We start from the raw sequence: 17920 nt of genomic DNA on the forward strand, positions 1-17920 counted from the left end.
GGCGGGTGCGTGCGGGTTCCTCGCTGGGCCGCTGGGGGTGTCCTGGCTCGCCGCTGCGTGGCGGATGTGTGCCGGATTCCCGCCGGGCGACGGCTGGGTCCTTCCTTGCCCGCCGCTTCGCGGCGGATTTTCCCCACCCGCCCACCCGTTCACCCGGCGACGTCAGGTGCGGTAGGTGCCCCTACGGTCCCATTCGGTGCGGGGCAAACGGGTGGGCGGGTGGGATAACTCCGCCGCGCAGCGGCGGGCAAGCAAGGGTCCCCACCGCCCGCAGGGCGAAAGCAGACCGCGAGGGAAACGGCCCAATCCGCCGCGCAGCGGCGGGACAGGGCACCGGCACCCACCCTCAGTCGCCGACGACCGCCTCCCGCCACCGATTCGTGATCGGCAGTCGACGGTCCTTGCCGAAGCCCTTCGCGGAGATCTTCGTCCCCGGCGGATACTGCCGCCGCTTGTACTCCGCCGTGTCCACCATCCGCAGCGTCTTGACGACCAGCTCCCGGTCGTAGCTCGCGGCCACGATCGCGTCTGCGCCCTGGTCCCGGTCGACGTAGAGCTCCAGGATCGCGTCGAGGACCGGATAGTCGGGTAGCGAGTCCGTGTCGACCTGGTCGGGGCGGAGCTCGGCGCTCGGCGGCTTGGTGATGGAGTTCTCGGGGATCGGCGGCGTCTGGCCCCGCTCCCGCGCCGCACGGTTGCGCCACTCGGCGAGCCGGAAGATCGCCGTCTTGTAGACGTCCTTGATCGGGCCGTACGCGCCGACGGAGTCGCCGTAGAGCGTCGAGTAGCCGACCGCAAGCTCGGACTTGTTGCCCGGCGCGAGCACGATGTGCCCCTCCTGGTTGGAGAGCGCCATCAGCATCGTGCCGCGCAGCCGCGACTGGAGGTTCTCCTCGGCGAGTCCGGTGAGCCCGAGGGACCCCATGTACGCGTCGAACATCGGCGCGATCGGCACGGTCCTGAAGTTGAGACCGGTGCGCCGGGCCAGCTCCTCCGCGTCGCCGATGGAGTGGTCGGAGGAGTAGCGGGAGGGCATGGCGACGCCGTACACGTTCTGCGCGCCGAGCGCGTCGCAGGCGATGGCGGCGGTGAGCGCCGAGTCGATGCCGCCGGAGAGGCCGATCAGGACGCTGCTGAAACCGTTCTTCGCGGCGTACGCGCGCAGGCCCACGACGAGCGCCGAGTACACCTCCTCGTCGTCGTCGAGCCGCTCGGCGTACCCGCCGGTGAGCTCGGCGTCGTACGCGGGGAGGGGCTCCTCGGAGAGCGTGACATGCTCGATGCGCAGCCCGTCGTCCACGACACCGGACGGCGGTACGGGGGCGGCGGCCGGCAGCTCCAGGTCCAGCACGATGCACCCCTCGGAGAACTGCGGGGCACGCGCGATGACTTCGCCGTTCTTGTCGACGACGATCGAGTCACCGTCGAAGACCAGCTCGTCCTGACCGCCGATCATCGCGAGATACGCGGTGGTGCAGCCGGCCTCCTGGGCGCGCTTGCGCACGAGCTCCAGACGCTGGTCGTCCTTGTTCTGCTCGTATGGCGAGGCGTTGATGGAGAGCAGCAGGCCCGCGCCCGCGCTGCGGGTGGCCGGCACGCGCCCGCCGTCCTGCCAGAGGTCCTCGCAGATGGCGAGCGCCACGTCGACGCCGTGCACCCGCACGACCGGCAGCGTCTCACCCGGCACGAAGTAGCGGAACTCGTCGAAGACGCCGTAGTTGGGCAGGTGGTGCTTGGAGTAGGTCAGGACGGCCTCGCCGCGGTGCAGCACGGCTCCCGCGTTGCGCGGGGCCCCCGCGGGCTGGCCGAACTTCGGCTTGGCCTCCTCGGTGTGGTCGAGATAGCCGACGACGACCGGCAACTCCCCGAACCCCTCGTCCCGCAGCCGCACGGCGAGCGCGCGCAGCGCCTCCCGCGAGGCCTGGACGAAGGACGAACGCAGAGCGAGGTCCTCGACGGGATACCCGGTCAGCACCATCTCGGGGAACGCGACGAGATGCGCCCCCTGCTCGGCGGAGTGCCGGGTCCAGTGGACGATCGCCTCGGCGTTCCCGGCGAGATCGCCGACGGTCGAGTCGATCTGATTCAGAGCGAGGCGTAGTTGAGGCACGCGCCCCAGTGTAATCGTCAGAGCGACGCGATGCCTGGGCGGGAGGGCACGGGGCGCCCCGCGCGGGGCGCCCCGTGCCCCCGGAGCGACGACTACCCGCGATAGCCGAGCACCGTCATCATCCCCGCCTCCGCGTGGTAGACGTTGTGGCAGTGGATCATCCACAGGCCGGGGTTGTCCGCCTCGAAGTCCACCGACAGCGTGCCGTTCGGCAGGACGATCGCGGTGTCCTTGCGGGGGCCGCCCCGCACGTTCGCCAGCGCGAAGGTGTGGCCGTGGAGGTGGACGGGGTGCCACATCGTGGTCGCGTTGGCGAAGGTGAGGCGGACCCGCTCGCCGGAGCGGACGGGGTGACGCCGGCCGGGGGAGTAGGGCTTCTTGTCGAAGGCCCAGTCGTACGCGGCCATGCCGCCCGTCAGGCGGAGCTCGATCGTGCGGTCCGGTTCGCGGCCGGGCAGGGCGACCGACTCGTGCGACCTGAGGCGGTCCGCGGTGAGGAGGCGGCCCGTCAGCTCCTTCGGGCGGGTCGATGCCGCCGGCGCGGAGCCGCCACCCGTGCGGAGCAGCGCGAGGGCCGCCGCCCTCTTGCCCTCGGCCAGTGCCGTCAGCGGGAAGACACCGTCCTTGGCGGTGACCAGTACGTCGTACCGCTCGCCCATGCCCAGAAGCAGCGCGTCGGTCTTCGCGTGCCGCACGGGGGAGCCGTCCGTGTGCGTCACCGTCATCTCGTGGCCGCCGAGTGCCACGCGGTAGGCCGTGTCGCCGCCGGCGTTGATGATGCGCAGGCGGATGCGGTCGCCGGGGCGGGCGCGGAACTGCGAAGGTGCCTTCGCCGTACGCCCGTTGATGAGGTGGTGGGGGTAGGCCACGTCGCCCGCGTCGCCGCCAAGGAGGTCGCTCCTGGCGCCCATCATCATCCGGGAGGGGCCGGGGGAGTCGGCGGAGGCCGCGGGGCGCTTCGGGCTCGGGGAGCGGTCCGTCCGCAGTGACATGCTCGACATGTCGTGACCGCCGTGGCCCATGTCGTGACCGCCGCCACCGCCGCCACCGCCGTGGTCGGCCATCCCCTTGCTCAGTTCCGCCAGTACGGCGTCCGGCGTCGAGCCGTCCACCCCGTCGACCCAGTCGTCCAGGACGACCACCCACTCCTTGTCGTACCGCAGGGGCTCCTTCGGGTCCTCGACGATCAGGGGCGCGTACAACCCGCGGTCCTGCTGCGTGCCGGAGTGCGGGTGGAACCAGTACGTCCCCGGGTCCGGCACCGTGAAGCGGTAGGTGAAGTCCGCTCCGGGGGCGATGGCCTTCTGGGTGAGGCCGGGGACGCCGTCCATGTCGTTGCGCAGGGCGATGCCGTGCCAGTGCAGGGATGTGGCCTGCGGGAGGTGGTTGGCGAGGGTGAGGGCGAGGGTGTCGCCCGCGGTGACACGGACCTCCTTGCCGGGGAGCCGGTCCCCGTACGCCCAGGTCCTCACCGTGGGGCCGCCCAGGTCGAGCCGGGACTCCACGGCCGTCAGCCGCACCTCGCGGACCCGGCCGCCCTTGCCGCGCCTCTTCTCGGCGGCCGCGACCTCCAGGCCCGCCGGATCCACGTAACCCCCGGGGGCGGACGCGCCGCCCCGGCCGTGGCCGCCGTGGCCGCCGTGGCCGGCGCCCGGCTCCGAGCCGGAGCACGCCGTCAGGATTCCCGTCCCGGCGACGGCCGCCGCGGCGCCGAGCACGGTGCGGCGTGAAGGGGTGTGCGGAGCTTCTTTTCGCATGACTGAGTGACACCTCGTCGTGGTGGTGTGCGTGTGAACGGGCGCATCTGCTGCTTCTGGTACACCGCTCGGCCCCCGGGGGTTCCCACCGGAAGGGCACGTATCGCGCGGGCAGCGCGAAGCAGCCGGTGCGCGGGTCTAAGAGCCTGTGTCATATCCCCGGCCGGGTGGTCGCCGCCTGGCACGCACGCTCGCCGCGTTGCCGAAAAGCCCTAGTAGCTCTGCTACGAGGACTTCCCGGCGCCTTGCGATCGCACGCACCAGACGACGCCCACTGATCCGACCGGGGATATGACACAGGCTCTAAATGCGCAGCACCGACAGACGGGCGAGAAGTATCCGAGGCGGCGGCGGATTGGGCCGCAGGGCATGCGGGAGCCGCCAGGGCGCGGGCAGCAGGGCGAGCGTCCCGCCCGGCCGGAGCAGTCCGGCCCGTACGAGCAGCAGGAGCGTGAAGGCGCCGAGCACCGCCAGGCACACGGACAGCGGATCCATGCTCATGCCGCCGTGCGGCTCCGGGGCGGACGCGGATTTCTCCATGACGGCGGCGGCACGGTCCTCCGCGGGCAGGAGCGCACCGGGGCCGACGTCGTGCGGGGCGGCGGCGGGCGCCGTACCCATGTCGTGCCGTGTCGGTGACGACATCGGTGACGACAGGGCCGACGACACCACCGACGACACCGCCGGGCCCATCGGCGCCGACGCGACGGCGGAGCCCCCGTCATGCCCGCCCCACGGATGCCCCGACGGATGCCCCGACGGACGCCCCGACGAATGCCCCGACGGACGATCCGGCGGATGCCCCGAAGGGTGCCCCAACGTATGCATCGTCACGATCCCGAAAAGCAGCGCGGCGAGCAGCAGCAACTGCCCGTGCCCCGTGCGGCCCCTCGTCCTCGCCATGCGGGAAACCCTACCGCCCCCTACCCCCGCCGGGTATACGCGCAACATGCGGACCATTCGCATTCCGACGATCATGGAGCGCATGACGAGTCAGGACGAACCGGTACAGACCGGCGAACGGGCCCTGCCCGAGCCGGACCCCGCCATCCCGCGCCAGTTCATCTCGTGGGTGACGCTCGCCCTCATGACCACCGCGTCCGTGGCCAGCCTGCGCCCCTCGCCCTCGATGGCCATCTACGGGCTGGCCGCCGTCTTCCTCTACCTCCTGCCCGCCGTCGTCTTCCTGCTCCCCACCGCCCTCGTCGGCGCCGAGCTCGCCTCCGGCTGGTCCGGCGGCATCTACCGGTGGGTCAGCGAGGCGCTGGGCAAGCCGCTCGGGTTCGTCGCCGTGTGGTGCCAGTTCGCCATGACCATCGCGTACTACCCGAGCCTGCTCGCCTACGTCGCCTCGACGTTCGCGTATGTCATCCATCCGAGCCTCGCCGAGAACGGCCTCTACGTGGCGATCGTCATCGTCGTCATCTACTGGACGGGCGTGTGGATCACGTGCCGGGGGACCAGGACGGTCGCCGGGCTCTCCTCCCTGGGGCTCGTCATCGGCACCCTCGTGCCCGGCGTCGCCCTCGTCGTCCTCGGCATCGTCTTCCTGGGACAGGGCAACGCCTCCGCCGCCCCCATGAGCCCCGACCACTGGCTGCCCCCGTGGACCGGCCTCGCCAGCCTGGTCCTCATCGTCAACAACTTCCTCTCCTACGCGGGCATGGAGATGAACGGCGTCCATGTGTCGTCGCTGCGCCGGCCCCGCACCGAGTACCCGCGTTCGATCTTCCTCGCCACCGGCCTCGTCCTGCTGATCTTCATCCTTCCGGCCCTGGCGATCAGCTGGGTGATGCCGTCCGAGGAGCTCAGCCTCACGGCCGGTCTGATGCAGGCGTTCCAGGCGTTCTTCGACCACTTCCACGTCGGCTGGCTGACGAAGGTCGTCGGGATCATGCTCGTCATGGCCGCGCTCGGCGGCATGCTCACCTGGCTCGCGGGGCCCGCCAAGGGGCTGGTGACGCTCTCCCGGCAGGAGGGCTATCTGCCGCCCTTCCTGCAGAAATTCAACAAGGCGGGCGTCCCGCGGAACATCATGGTCGCGCAGGGCGTCGTCACCACGCTGATCGGCGTCCTCTACGCCTTCAGTGACGACGTCTCCAGCGCGTACTGGATGTTCTCCGTCATCACCGTGCAGATCTACCTCATCGCGTACCTGCTGATGTTCGTGGCCGTCGTACGGCTGCGAAAGGCGCGGCCGGAGGTGGAGCGCGGCTTCGTGGTGCCCGCCGTGACGCTCGTCGCGACCGTCGGCTTCGTCGCCTCGCTCCTCGCGCTGGCCATCGGCTTCGTGCCGCCCGACCAGTTCGGCAAGGGCCCGCTGTGGCGCTACCTGCTGATCGTCGGCGGTGGCCTCCTCGCGCTCGGTGTCCTGGCGCCCGCGGCCTTCCTCAAGTTCCGCAAACCCGGCTGGATCCACCCCGAGCACCGGTCCGCACATGTGCGCCCATAGCGTCTCCGGCCACCCGGCACCACCACCTCCGACGGCAGCAGCCACCGCCCCCAGGCCCGCACAGGCCTCGCGAAGGCCGCGCGGATCGCGGGCCGCCGCCGTACGGCTCCTGGCGTCCCTGCTCCTGGCGGGCGCCCTCGCGTACAGCACCTGGGTGACCGAGGTGTTCCTGTCGACCGGGCTCTCGCCGCGTGTGGCGTACGTCAGTGAACTCGCCGCCGAGGACCAGCCCTACGGCACGTTCTTCCGCGCCGCGGACCTCCTGGCGGGCCTCCTGGTCCTCGTCGCGGCGGCGGGCGCGCTGGCGTGGCTGCCGCGCCGGGGGCGCTGGACCACGGCGGGCCTGGCCGGGATCGCGCTCTTCGCAGTGGCCACCGCGGCCGACTCGCGGCTGCCGCTGAGCTGCGCTGCGACCTCCGACACCGGCTGCCTGGCGCGCGTGCGTGCGGGCGCCGCCCCCTGGACGCACTCCGCGCACGCGGTCAGCAGCGGTGTGGCCGTCACCGGGATGCTGGCCGGCATGGTGCTGCTCACCGTCGCCGCGCGCCGCGACACCGGTACGCGACAGCCGCTCGCGGGCACCGGGGCGGCCCTCGTCGTCCTCCTCGAACTGGCCGCCACCTGCTGGACGCTGGCGGCCATCGCCGCGTTCGAGGCCGACCGGGGAACGTGGGGCCTGGGGATCGCGCAGCGCCTTCAGGTGCTGTTCATCGCGGTCTGGCTGGTGGTGCTCGCGCGTTCGACGGCGGCGGAGCGACGGTGACCTTCGTACGCGTCGGGGGAGTGCCGCACCACGTCGAGGTGGTCGGGAGCGGCCCGGTGTGCGTGCTGAGCGCCGGGCTGGGGCTCGGCTGGTTCGACTGGGACCAGGTGGTGCCGCTGCTCGCCCCGCACCGGACGGTGGTCCGTTTCGACCGTCCGGGGCTCGGACTCAGCGGCCACGCGCGCGTGGCGCCCACTTTGCGGGGCGAGGCGGAGCGGATCCGGGCGCTCCTGGACGCGGTGCGGCTCGGCGGGGCACGGGTGACGGTGGTCGGGCACTCGCTCGCCGGGTTCCACGCGGAGGCGTTCGCGCGGCTGTACCCGGAGCGTACGGAGGGGCTCGTCCTGGTCGACTCCAGTGTGGAGGAGCGGCCGCGGGTGCGCGTGCCGCGCGGGATGCGGGTGGCGGGCACGCGCGCGTGCGGGACGCTGCTGTGCGCGGCGGGGCTGCCGCGCGCGGTGGGTCCCGCACTGCGCGGGCTTGCGGCGCCGACTCCTTGGGCGTGGGTCTACGGCAGGAGCCGTGTGTGGCGGGGGACGCTCATGGAGTACGCGACGTACGGTGACGCGGCGCGTGAACTCGCCGGGCTGCGGCGGGCCCTCCCGCTGCCGCAGGGGGCGCCCGTGACGGTGCTCGCCGCGTACGCGGGCGGTTCGCGGCGGTGGGTCGACCGGCAGCGGGGGCTGGCCGCGAACCTGGGCGGGACGTGTCGCGTGGCGCGGCCGTCGGGGCATCTGGTGATGCGGGACCGCCCTGGGGACGTGGCGGCGGCGGTCCTCGCGGGGGCGCGGGGCGCCTGATGCGCGGGTGGGGCCCGTTTGCCCGCACCGAGCCGCCGAGGTAGGAGCAGGCCCCCTACCCCCGTGCCCCCCGTACCGGCCGCACGCTCTCCCGGATCACGATGTGTGTGCCAAGGACGTGGCGTTCCTGGCCCGCGAGCGGGGCGCCGGAGAGGGCGTGACGCACCGCCGTGCGGCCCATCTCCTCGGCGGGGATGTGGACCGTCGTCAGGCCGGGGGTGATGTCCCCGGCCACCGGGTCGTCGTTGTAGCCGACCACCGACATGTCCTGCGGGACCCGCAGGCCGTACTCGCGCAGGGCGATGATCGCCGCCGCTGCGGCGCGGTCGTCACCCGCGAAGACCGCGGTGAAGTCGGGCCTGCCGCCCGCCCTTTCGAGCAGTTCGCGCATCGCGCGGTAGCCGTTGTTCTGCCCGAAGCCGGACCCGTGCAGGACGGCCTCACCGCGGGGCACCCCGTGGTCGTCGAGCGCCCGGAGGTAGCCGGCGAGGCGGTCCTCGCCGGTCGTGTTGCCGGGCTCGTAGCCGAGCAGGGCGATCCGGCGGTGGCCGGCGCCCAGGAGGTGGCTGGTGACGGCGTGGGCGCCCGCTTCGTTGTCGTACTCGACGACCAGCGCGGGCATGTCGGGCGTCGGCGCGGGGCGCCCGCACAGCACGAGCCGGGAGCCCGCCGCCGCGAGCGCCTGCGCGTACCGTGCCATCCGCTGCCGGTACTCGTCGTCCTGGACGGCGCCGCCCACCAGCATCACGGCCTCGGCGGCCTGCTCCCGCATCATCTGGACCAGCGCCAGCTCGCGCGCCGGATCGCTGCCCGTCGACGCGACCAGGGTGAGCCGGCCGCGCTGGGCCGCCTCCACCTCCACGCCCTGCGCGACCTGCGCGTAGAACGCCCCGACCACGTCGTACATGAGGACCGCGATCGTCTTGCGCCCGGCACCCGCCAACGCGCGCGCGTGCGCGTTGGCGACGTAGTCCAGTTCCTTGACCGCCCGCAGCACCTTGGCGCGCGACGCCGTGGACGTCGGGTAGTTGCCCGCGAGGACCCGCGAGACGGTCGCTACCGAGACGCCCGCGCGCGCGGCCACCTCGCGGATGGTGACCCGCTCACCCACTGTGTCTCCCTCACCCGGCCACCGGCCGGTCCTTGATCGTCCGGCGGCCAACCCGCCGGTCCCGGGGAGGAGTTGCCGCACGCCGCCCCGCCCCGGACCATCATCGCGCGCCCGCCCGCCGGGTCAGTGCGCGGCCTCGTACTCCTTCAGGAACTCCTCACCGGACCGCCTGCCGCCCTGCGACAGCCACTTCTGATGAATGGCGTCCCACTCGGAGAGCTTCTTGCGTCCGGAGACGATGGCGGTCACGCCGTCCTCGATGATCTGCTGCATCGTGGCGCCCTGCCGGTTGTACGTCTGCGACATCAGGCCCCAGTGGTCGTCGGGCACGAGGAGCGGGACGACCTTCTTCTCCCAGGCGTGCAGCCGCTCGGTGAGGTCGGGGAAGCCGGGGAAGTACAGCGGCTGCGGGGCGTCCATCAGGTACGGGAACGGCAGGTTGGTCTTGGAGTCGATCAGACCGGTCTCGGTGGCGACCGGGTCGCCGTCCTTGTTGTACGTGAAGTGGGTGCCCTCGACGCCGTAGTGCATCAGCTCGTACTCCTTGGAGCCGAACGGCGAGGCCAGCCAGTCGAGCACCCGGAGCATCAGCCTGACGCGGTCCTTGGAGGCCTTCTTGATGACGGTGTAGCCGAAACAGCCGCGGTTCTGCTGGTAGACGGGCGTGACGCCGTCGACGGCGTACGGCTCGGCGACGTCCAGGGTGAACTCGTCCTTGATGCCCTGGGCGTTGGAGATGGCGGCGCCCCAGCCGTCCGTCATCGAGCGGACGGTGCCGTTGTAGAACTGGGTCTTCAGGTCGACCTGGGAGATCGATGTGGCGTCGGAGTTGTAGGAGCCGTCCTTGCGCAGCGTGGCCATGTACTCCAGGGCGGCCTTGAACGCGTCGGTCCCGTACATGTCGGTGACCTTGCCGCCCTTGATCTGCCACTGGTTGGGCGCGCCGTGCCACATCGCGTGGTAGAGGTACCCGAAGAAGCCCACCGTGGAAGCGCCGAGCGCGGACTTCTTCCCTCGTGACGCCTCTGCAGCCATCGCCCGGAAGTCGGCCGCGGACATGCCCGGCTCGTACCCGGCCTCGTCGAACGCCTCGCGGTTGATGAACATCGCGCCCTGCACCTTGGCGCGCTCGATCGGCAGCCCGTAGACGCGCCCGGCGATGCGGCCCATGCCCTCCCAGGCGTACGTGGGGATGTTGGCGAGGTTGGGGTAGTCCTTGACCGCGTCGCCGGACAGGTGGTCGCTCAGGTCGGCGCAGCGGGACTTCACGAACTGCGACTCCCGCGGGAGCACGTATCCGCCACCGAAGTTGATCATGTCGGGCAGGTCGTCGCCCGACATCAGCGTCGACATCTTCGCGCGGAAGTCCGCGTCGGGGACGACGGTGAACTCGACCTCGACGCCCAGTGCCTCGTTGACGGCCTGCCAGTACTTGTTCTCGCCGGCCGGCTTCGGCGGGGTGCCGTAGGTGATGGTCATGACCTTGATCTTCTGCTTGCCGGTGCCCGGCTTCTCGGCCGTCGCCCGCACGAGCTTCTCCGGGTACTTCGTGTACCCGGGCTGCACGCCCTCGGCGGTCGGTGCGAGGTCGGGGGCGGGGCCCTTCGCCGGGATGTACGCGGGCCAGGGCGCCGCCTCGTGGCCCGCGTTGGAGACGTCGCCGCCGCCGCTGGAGTCGGTCGAGCAGGCGGTCAGGACGGACGGGGCGGCGAGCGCGGCGCCGCCGACGGCTATGGAGCGGAGCAGCGTGCGCCGCGACATCGAGGAACCGGACACGTGAATGAGCCCTTCTGTACGACGGGTTGGGGGACGGCTCAGCTCTTGATGGCGCCGGTGAGCACGCCCTTGGTGAAGTACTTCTGCAGGAAGGGGTAGACGAGCAGGATCGGCACGGTGGCGATCACCAGGACGGCCATCTGCGTCGTCTGCGGGGCGGAGACCAGGCCGGCCTCGCTCAGACCGGTGTCGGCGATCTGGGAGCCGCCGATGACGTACGTACGCAGGACCTGCGACAGCGGCCAGTGGCCGGACTCCATGTAGATCGATGCATGGAACCAGGCGTTCCAGTAGCTCACGGCGTAGAAGAGGGAGACCACGGCCAGCGCCGCCTTGGACAGCGGGAGCACGATCCGCCACAGGATCTGCCAGTCACCGGCGCCGTCGAGCCTGGCGGCCTCGTACAGCTCCTCCGGAATGCCCTGGAAGAAGCCGCGCAGCACGATCAGATTGAAGACGTTGATGAGGACGGGCGCGACGAGAGCCGCATACGTATCCATCATCCCCATGCCCTTGACCAGCAGGAACGCGGGGATCATGCCGGGTGGGAAGAGGAACGTGAACAGGATCAGCAGCAGCACGGGCTTGCCGCCGAAGACGCCGGGGCGGGCGAGCGCGTACGCGAGGAAGGTGGTGCACGCGAGCGAGAAGAGCGTGCCCGTCACGGTGAGGCCGACGCTGACGCCGAGGGCCTTGGTGACGATGCCGCCGTCGAGGATGGTCCGGTACGCGCGCAGGGTCGGATCGCTCGGCCACAGCACCCAGCCGCCGTTGTCCACGACCTCGCGGTTGGAGGCGAGTGAGGTGGAGACGATGACGAGGAACGGAATCAGCACGAGCCCGAGAACCACGGCCACCGCCACCGCCTTGGCGGCCCTGGTCGCGAACCGCGGCTTCTCCATCCAGGCGTGCCTGGTGACCTGACCGGTACTCACTTGTAGACCCCCTGTTCGCCGAGCCGGTGGGCGATCCGGTTGGCGGTGAAGACGAGCGCCGCGCCGACGACGCCCTTGAACAGGCCCGCGGCCGCGGCGTATCCGGTGTCGCCGCCGACGATGCCCTGCCAGAAGACGAAGGTGTCGAGGACCTCGCCGACCTCAGGGCCCACCGACTGCCGCTGCAGCAGCATCTGCTCGAAGCCGACGGAGAGGATGTCGCCGAGCCGCATGATCAGCAGCAGGATGACGATGGGCCGGATGCTGGGCAGCGTGACGTGCCAGAAGCGCCGCCAGGGCCCGGCCCCGTCGATCGCAGAGGCCTCGTACAGCTGCTCGTCGACCTGCATCAGGGCGGCCAGGAAGATGATCGTCCCCCACCCTGCGTCCTTCCAGATCACCTCGATGACGACGAGCGGCTTGTAGGCGTCCGGATTGCCGATGATGTCGACGGTGTGCAGCCCGGAGTCGCTCAGGAAGGTGTTCAACAGCCCCGTGTCACTGAGCACTTGCTGGAAGAGCGCGACGACGACGACCCACGACAGGAAGTGCGGCAGGTAGATCACGGACTGCGTGAAACGACGCAGCAGGTCCGAGCTCAGGCTGTGCAGGAGCAGGGCGAGCGCCAGCGGGGCCGGAAAGAAGAACACCAGCTGAAGCACGGCGATGAACAGGGTGTTCCACGTCGCGTGCCAGAAGTCCGGGTCGCCGAACATCCGCGAGAAGTTCTCGGTGCCGACCCAGGGGCTGGCCCACAGGCCGTCGAAGGGGACGTACTCCTTGAAGGCCACCGCGTTGGCGACGAAGGCGCCGTAGTGGAAGACCAGGAAGTACACGAGCCCCGGCACCATGAGCAGGACCAGGACGCGGGTGCGCTGAAACCGCTTCCACAGCTCACCGCGCCCCTTTTTCTCACCACTTGACCCGCTATCGCGCCTGCCGGGCGGCTTCACCGCCTCGGTTTCCGCCCGGTCCTTCGTCACCGTCGGCACGGCAACCCCTCCGTCGTCGGAATAAGGTGCCCGGAATCTAAAGCGGTTACTTCGCCCGGTCAACCCCCCTTGCCTCGCTGTCTCTTGACCACTCTCCCGGATTGGTCCTAGCCTCCAGGCGCTGATTGGTAACCGGTTACTACGAGGGACGGTCACGCGTGGCAGATCAGGCAGAGCGGACGGATCGGCGAGTCCGGGCCGGCGAAGGACCGCCCGTCGCGGCCCTGGCCATGGGCAACGAGGTCGCGGAGCGCGTGTTCCCACCGGACCTGCGCGAACGCCTCGCCCGCTGCGTGCAGTTGGCGCCGCTCGTCCTGGCGGGGCCCCTCGCGGCACCCGAGGCGCGGGCCGTCCTGGCCGGGACGGAAATCCTGGTCACGGGGTGGGAGTGCCCGCCCCTGACCCCCGAGATCCTGGACCGCGCACCACGCCTGCGCGCCGTCGTCCACGCGGCGGGCTCGGTCAAACCGATGGTGACCGACGCGGTCTGGGACCGCGGCATCACCGTCTCCTCGGCGGCGGACGCCAACGCGGACCCGGTGGTGGCATTCACGCTCGCGGCGATCACGTTCGCCGCGAAGGGGGCACTGCCGACGGCGGCGGGCTACGCGGCCGGCTGGCCGCCGTTCACCGGGCGCACCGGCGCGGACGCCCGCACGATCGGCGTCATCGGCGCGTCCCGGATCGGCCGCCGGGTCATCGCGGCGCTGCGCGCCTCGGACACGGGGTGCCGCGTCCTGCTCACGGACCCCTACGTGAGCCCCGCGGAGGCGGCGTCGCTCGGGGCGGAGCTGGTGGACCTGCCCGAACTGTGCGGGCGCAGCGGCATCGTCACGGTCCACGCCCCCCAACTCCCCGAGACACGGGGCATGTTGAGCGCGGACATGCTGAAACTCATCCCGGACGGCGGAACCGTCATCAACACGGCACGGGGATCACTCGTCGATACGGAGGCGCTGGCGCGGGAGTGCGGGGGCGGGCGCCTGGACGCGTTCCTGGACGTCACGGACCCCGAACCGCTGCCGGCCGGCCACGTGCTGCTGCGCCTGCCGAACGTCCTGGTCACCCCACACATCGCGGGGGCGCAGGGGAGTGAGGTGCGCAGGCTGGGGGAGTACGCGGTGTCCGAGGTCGAACGGGTTCTGGCGGGGGCGCCTTTGCGGGGGCGGTTGTCGCGGGAGGACCTTTTCCGCCTGGCCTGATCTTTTCTGGCCCCTGGGCCTTGGGCGGGGTCGGGGTGGGGGTTTCCCCCGTCTCCCCCTGCGGGTGCGGGTGCGGGTGCGGACAGGACCGCCGCTTCGCGGCGGATGTATCCCACCCACCCACCCGTTTGCCCTGCGACGTACAGCGGGACTAGGAGCAACCCCCACCGGGGCGCAGGCGCACGCGCACCGGAGGGGACGTGGGGGTATGTGCGAACGGAGCACCGAGCATCCTGTAGCCCCGTTGTTCGTGCAGCGTGACGCAGGGATAGCGAGTACGCACATACCCCCACGGCCCCGCCCCACAGACGAACAACAGGCGCAGACCCCAGCCCAAGCGAAGCCGCTACTACGCCCCGGCCCTCACCTCACCCCTGCCCCCCGCTCCTTGAGCATCGTCGCCATCAACGAGATCTCGGACTCCTGCGACTCCACCATCCCCCGAGCCAGCCGCCGCTCCGCGGACACCTCGCACCGCTCGACGCAGCCCTGAGCCATATGCACCCCGCCCCGGTGATGCCGCGTCATCAGCTGCAGGTAAAGGATCTCCGCCTTCTTGCCGCTCAGCTTCCCGAGACGCTTGAGCTCCGCCCCCGTAGCCATCCCCGGCATCAGCGCCCCGTCCTCACCGGCCGGCATGTCCCCCATGCCCATCCACTCCATGGGCGCCCCCTCCGGCACCTTCGGCAGCTCCCACAGGTCCAGCCAGCCGAGCAGCATGCCCCGCTGGTTCGCCTGCGTCTGGGCGATGTCGTACGCGAGGCGCCGCACCTCCTCGTCGTCGGTGCGGTCCCGCACGATGTACGACATCTCCACGGCCTGCTGATGGTGGACGGACATGTCCTGCGCGAAGCCCGCGTCGGCCGACGTGCGCGCGGGCGAGCCGCCGGAGTCGGAGTCCGTGGCGGCCACCGCCGCCGTGATGCCGCCTCCGGCGACGACCGCCGCCGCGACACAGCCGACGATCCAGTTGGTACGCCGCCTCATGACGCTCCCCACCTCACTGCGCTCCGCACCACTGCGCTCCCGACCTCATGACACTCCCCACCTCACTGCGCCAGCCCGCTCGTGCAGGCCGCCCCCGGCTCCGGCGTCTGCTTCCCCTGGACGTACGTGGAGAAGAACTCCTTGACCTTCGGGTCGTCCGCGCCCGACACGGTGCGCTGGTGGGCCCATGCGGTCAGCATGACGGGGTCCTTCTGGTCCTTGACCGGGCTCATCAGCGAGTACGGCGTGGCCTTGACCTTCGCCTCGAGCTTCTTCAGGTCGGCCGGCTTCGCCTTGTCGTTGTACGTGACCCAGACGGCGCCGTGCTCCAGGGAGTGCACCGCGTTCATCTCCGGGATCGCCTTCTTGTAGACATCGCCGTTGCAGTTCATCCACACCTGATTGTGGTCCCCGCCGACCGGCGGCGTCATGGGGTAGTTCACCGTCTTCGTGACGTGCGTACGACCGAGTTTGCCCCAGACCTTCTCGCCGTCCGACGAGACCTTGTACTTCGGCCAGCCCTTCGCGTCGTCCTTGCCCGAGTCGTCGGACGCCTTGTCGAAGAGGAAGAAGCCACCCACGCCGAGCGCCGCGACGACGACCGCGCTGAGGGTGATCGTGAGGACCCGCCCCCGGCGATCACGCGCGCGCTCTGCCCGGCGCATCTCCTCTATCCGGGCCTTGCGGGAAGCGTTGCTCGTGTTCTTGGCGGAACCCATGGTGTGTCCTTCTGCGGAAAGGGACGGACGGGACGACGAACGAGTCCGCTGATCGTAATGCGAGGGAGGGGCGGTACTACAGAGCGTTCTCGAATCGATGGCTTCGCCAGGTAGGCCCGGGACGGAGAACAGGTAGGCCCGGGACGGAGAACAGGTAGGCCCGGGACGGAGAATTTGAGCCGCAGATGCGCATTACCTACGCTCGAAGGCATGCGGCTCATGCGATCGACCGACCTGGCGCTGCGCACCCTCATGCGCCTGGCCGTGGCGAAGGGGGCGGCTCCCACGACGCGTGAGGTGGCCGCCGACATGGCCGTGCCCTACACGCACGAGGCCAAGGTCGTAGCCGAACTGCAGAAGCTGGGCCTGCTGGAGGCCCGCCGGGGCAGAGGTGGCGGCCTCGCGCTGACGGAGGCGGGCCGCACCGCGTCGGTCGGCGCGCTGGTGCGGTCCTTCGAGGGCACAGGCGACGTGGTGGACTGCGAGGGCGGCGGCGCACCGTGCCCGCTGAGCTCGGCGTGCCGCCTGCGGGACGCGCTGCGCAGGGCGCAGGAGGCGTTCTACGCCTCGCTGGACCCGCTCACGGTGGCGGACATCGTGGCGGCCCCGACGGGCGGGCTGTTGCTGGACATCACGACCCGGACCGCGGACTGATCCGGGCCAGTCCTCCCAGAGACCGCACCAGCCCGACTCCCGCTCCCGTCCCCTGCCCCACTCGCACCCCCTGCCCCCAACCCCGCTACCAACCCCACCCCTACGCCCGCGCCTGCCAAAGATCGGGCCCGAACACCTCGTAGTGGATGTCGGCGGCGGCGACCCCGCGCTCGATCAGCTGGGAACGTACCGCCCGCATGAAGGGCAGCGGACCGCACAGGTACGCGCGCGTGCCCGCCGCGATCGCGGGGAGCGCGGCCAGGTCGACGCGGCCCGTCAGGGAGTCGGGGTGGCCCGCGTCCGGCCGCTCGTAGAAGAAGTGGGCGGTACCGTCCGGGAGTTTGGCGGTGTACGCCGTGTGGTCGGCGCGCAGGGCGTGCTCGGCGGGGGAGCGGTCGGCGTGCACGACGGTGACGGGCCCGCGGTGCCCGGCGCCGGCGAGCTGCTCCAGCATGGCGATCATCGGGGTGACGCCGATGCCCGCGGAGGCGAGCAGCAGCGGGACGCTGGTGTCCGCCGCGTCGAGGACGAGGTCACCGTACGGCGGGGACAGCCGCAGCACGTCGCCGTGTCGCACGCGCGCGTGGAGGTGGTTCGAGACCTCACCCTCGGGTGCCGCGTGGACCCCGGCGCCCCCGCGCACCCGCTTCACACTGATCTGCCGCACCTCATGACCCGGACCGACGCCTCCGGACAGGCTGTACTGACGTATCTGCCGTGCCCCGTCGTCGAGTTGGACCTGCACGGACACGTACTGCCCGGCGCGGAACTTGGGCGCGGGTGCCCCGTCGGCGGGCCGGAGCCGGAAAGTGGCGACGTCGGCGGTCTCCTCGACGCGGTCGACGACCTCCCACTCCCGCCAGGTGTCGTCGCCCGCGGCGACTCCGTGCCCGGCGTAGAGGCGGGCCTCGATGGCGATGAGGGCGTTGGCCATGAGCCAGTAGACGTCGTCCCAGGCGGCGGCCACCTCGGGTGTGACCGCGTCGCCGAGCACCTCGGCGATGGCGGCGAAGAGGTGGTGGTGCACGGTCTCGTACTGGCCGGGCGCCACGCCGAGCGAGGCGTGCTTGTGCGCGATGCGGCCAAGCAGCACGTCGGGCCGCTCGTCCGGGCGCTCCAGCAGGTGGGTGGCGAAGGCGGCGATCGAGCCCGCGAGAGCCTGGCGCTGGGTCCCTGCCGCCTGGTTGCCGCGGTTGAACAGGTCCTTGAGGAGCTCCGGATGGGCGGTGAAGAGCCGGTCGTAGAAGCGCTCGGTGATGTCGCCGATGGCCGCTGCGACGGCGGGAAGCGTGGCGCGGACGGTCGCGGCTGACTGCTCGGACAGCAACGTGGACTCCTCAAGGACGGAGAGGTACGGGAGGTTTGTGCCCCCCTTGTCTGTTTCGGGACTCAAATTAGCATCTGAAATGCAAGTTATAGCGAGAGGGGTGACTCCTGCGTGGACCGGCCGAGGCACCCGCCGCCGTTACGGCCGGGCCGTCGAGCAGGCACTATGGGCAGGGAGCGGCGAGCGGCACGGATCGGAACGCCGCGGTACGGCTCGGAGCGCCGCGGTACGGCATCCGCAACGTGCGCGAAACCGAGTAATGGGATGCTCGTGTGCCCGGTGCGTCCCGGGAGCCGGGTGCAGGTGGCCTGACCAGCAAGGATGGGTGGAAGCGG

General features: G+C 71.1%; 15 protein-coding genes. 5 read left to right on the forward strand and 10 right to left on the reverse strand.

What is annotated here, in order from left to right; genetic code table 11:
- Nucleotides 1-346: 346 nt before the first annotated feature.
- The 3 genes from AC07DI_RS23335 to AC07DI_RS23345 all read right to left on the reverse strand — a co-directional run bounded on the left by AC07DI_RS23335 (nt 347) and on the right by AC07DI_RS23345 (nt 4770).
- The gene (locus tag AC07DI_RS23335) at nt 347-2110 is read right to left on the reverse strand and encodes an NAD+ synthase (RefSeq protein WP_478905951.1); all 1764 of its coding nucleotides are present in this window, start codon (nt 2108-2110) and stop codon (nt 347-349) included.
- A 92-nt stretch (nt 2111-2202) separates the two neighbouring features.
- A complete protein-coding gene (locus tag AC07DI_RS23340) occupies nt 2203-3867 on the reverse strand; it encodes a multicopper oxidase family protein (protein WP_478905952.1) in 1665 nt (554 codons plus the stop codon).
- 303 nt (nt 3868-4170) lie between these two features.
- On the reverse strand, nt 4171-4770 hold the full coding sequence (locus tag AC07DI_RS23345) for a hypothetical protein (protein WP_478905953.1): 600 nt from the start codon (nt 4768-4770) through the stop codon (nt 4171-4173).
- An 82-nt stretch (nt 4771-4852) separates the two neighbouring features.
- Here AC07DI_RS23345 and gadC point away from each other — a divergent pair, with 82 nt between their 5' ends.
- Genes gadC through AC07DI_RS23360 form a run of 3 tightly spaced genes read left to right on the forward strand, consistent with a single transcriptional unit; the run spans nt 4853 to nt 7882 of the window.
- Nucleotides 4853-6319 carry a glutamate/gamma-aminobutyrate antiporter GadC gene (gene gadC, locus AC07DI_RS23350; RefSeq protein ID WP_478906020.1) on the forward strand — a complete coding sequence of 489 codons (1467 nt, stop codon included), beginning with the start codon at nt 4853-4855 and terminating at the stop codon, nt 6317-6319.
- Entirely contained in the window at nt 6306-7082 is a 777-nt protein-coding gene (locus AC07DI_RS23355; protein ID WP_478905954.1) for a DUF998 domain-containing protein, read from the forward strand. Before gadC ends, AC07DI_RS23355 begins: the two co-directional genes overlap by 14 nt.
- Nucleotides 7079-7882: an alpha/beta fold hydrolase gene (locus AC07DI_RS23360; protein ID WP_478905955.1), complete on the forward strand. Its 804-nt coding sequence runs from the start codon at nt 7079-7081 to the stop codon at nt 7880-7882. Before AC07DI_RS23355 ends, AC07DI_RS23360 begins: the two co-directional genes overlap by 4 nt.
- 55 nt (nt 7883-7937) lie before the next feature.
- On the opposite strand, the gene AC07DI_RS23365 is transcribed toward AC07DI_RS23360, so the two are convergent.
- The 4 genes from AC07DI_RS23365 to AC07DI_RS23380 form a co-directional block, all read right to left on the reverse strand.
- Nucleotides 7938-8993, reverse strand: a complete 1056-nt coding sequence (locus AC07DI_RS23365) for a LacI family DNA-binding transcriptional regulator (RefSeq protein ID WP_478905956.1) — start codon at nt 8991-8993, stop codon at nt 7938-7940.
- Between the two features lie 123 nt (nt 8994-9116).
- Nucleotides 9117-10754: an extracellular solute-binding protein gene (locus tag AC07DI_RS23370; RefSeq protein ID WP_478905957.1), complete on the reverse strand. Its 1638-nt coding sequence runs from the start codon at nt 10752-10754 to the stop codon at nt 9117-9119.
- A gap of 53 nt (nt 10755-10807) precedes the next feature.
- Nucleotides 10808-11671, reverse strand: coding sequence for a carbohydrate ABC transporter permease (locus AC07DI_RS23375; RefSeq protein WP_478906021.1), 864 nt, complete (start codon nt 11669-11671; stop codon nt 10808-10810).
- A 29-nt stretch (nt 11672-11700) separates the two neighbouring features.
- Nucleotides 11701-12555 carry an ABC transporter permease gene (locus AC07DI_RS23380; RefSeq protein WP_384257213.1) on the reverse strand — a complete coding sequence of 285 codons (855 nt, stop codon included), beginning with the start codon at nt 12553-12555 and terminating at the stop codon, nt 11701-11703.
- 371 nt (nt 12556-12926) lie between these two features.
- On the opposite strand from AC07DI_RS23380, the gene AC07DI_RS23385 reads away from it, so the two are divergent.
- Nucleotides 12927-13898, forward strand: coding sequence for a hydroxyacid dehydrogenase (locus AC07DI_RS23385; protein WP_478906022.1), 972 nt, complete (start codon nt 12927-12929; stop codon nt 13896-13898).
- A 363-nt stretch (nt 13899-14261) separates the two neighbouring features.
- Here the strand turns inward: AC07DI_RS23385 and AC07DI_RS23390 are convergent, their stop codons facing one another.
- Together AC07DI_RS23390 and AC07DI_RS23395 are read right to left on the reverse strand one after the other, a co-directional pair.
- Nucleotides 14262-14885 (reverse strand): DUF305 domain-containing protein, encoded by a 624-nt coding sequence (locus AC07DI_RS23390; protein WP_478905958.1) that lies wholly within the window; start codon nt 14883-14885, stop codon nt 14262-14264.
- Nucleotides 14886-14947: 62 nt separating this feature from the next.
- Nucleotides 14948-15604, reverse strand: a complete 657-nt coding sequence (locus tag AC07DI_RS23395) for a DUF3105 domain-containing protein (RefSeq protein WP_384257052.1) — start codon at nt 15602-15604, stop codon at nt 14948-14950.
- Between the two features lie 210 nt (nt 15605-15814).
- Here AC07DI_RS23395 and AC07DI_RS23400 point away from each other — a divergent pair, with 210 nt between their 5' ends.
- On the forward strand, nt 15815-16258 hold the full coding sequence (locus AC07DI_RS23400; RefSeq protein ID WP_478905959.1) for an RrF2 family transcriptional regulator: 444 nt from the start codon (nt 15815-15817) through the stop codon (nt 16256-16258).
- Between the two features lie 100 nt (nt 16259-16358).
- Here the strand turns inward: AC07DI_RS23400 and AC07DI_RS23405 are convergent, their stop codons facing one another.
- Nucleotides 16359-17585, reverse strand: a complete 1227-nt coding sequence (locus AC07DI_RS23405; RefSeq protein ID WP_478906023.1) for a globin domain-containing protein — start codon at nt 17583-17585, stop codon at nt 16359-16361.
- Nucleotides 17586-17920: the final 335 nt, after the last annotated feature.

This window comes from Streptomyces sp. NPDC044106 (genome assembly GCF_056433985.1).

What these genes read in the sequence shown, in the direction of transcription:
- AC07DI_RS23340 (WP_478905952.1), bottom strand. Translation starts at nt 3,867, where the DNA reads ATGCGAAAAGAAGCTCCGCACACCCCTTCACGCCGCACCGTGCTCGGC.
- AC07DI_RS23345 (WP_478905953.1), bottom strand. Translation starts at nt 4,770, where the DNA reads ATGGCGAGGACGAGGGGCCGCACGGGGCACGGGCAGTTGCTGCTGCTC.
- gadC (WP_478906020.1), top strand. Translation starts at nt 4,853, where the DNA reads ATGACGAGTCAGGACGAACCGGTACAGACCGGCGAACGGGCCCTGCCC.
- AC07DI_RS23355 (WP_478905954.1), top strand. Translation starts at nt 6,306, where the DNA reads ATGTGCGCCCATAGCGTCTCCGGCCACCCGGCACCACCACCTCCGACG.
- AC07DI_RS23370 (WP_478905957.1), bottom strand. Translation starts at nt 10,754, where the DNA reads ATGTCGCGGCGCACGCTGCTCCGCTCCATAGCCGTCGGCGGCGCCGCG.
- AC07DI_RS23375 (WP_478906021.1), bottom strand. Translation starts at nt 11,671, where the DNA reads ATGGAGAAGCCGCGGTTCGCGACCAGGGCCGCCAAGGCGGTGGCGGTG.
- AC07DI_RS23380 (WP_384257213.1), bottom strand. Translation starts at nt 12,555, where the DNA reads ATGGTGCCGGGGCTCGTGTACTTCCTGGTCTTCCACTACGGCGCCTTC.
- AC07DI_RS23385 (WP_478906022.1), top strand. Translation starts at nt 12,927, where the DNA reads ATGGGCAACGAGGTCGCGGAGCGCGTGTTCCCACCGGACCTGCGCGAA.
- AC07DI_RS23390 (WP_478905958.1), bottom strand. Translation starts at nt 14,885, where the DNA reads ATGAGGCGGCGTACCAACTGGATCGTCGGCTGTGTCGCGGCGGCGGTC.
- AC07DI_RS23395 (WP_384257052.1), bottom strand. Translation starts at nt 15,604, where the DNA reads ATGGGTTCCGCCAAGAACACGAGCAACGCTTCCCGCAAGGCCCGGATA.
- AC07DI_RS23400 (WP_478905959.1), top strand. Translation starts at nt 15,815, where the DNA reads ATGCGGCTCATGCGATCGACCGACCTGGCGCTGCGCACCCTCATGCGC.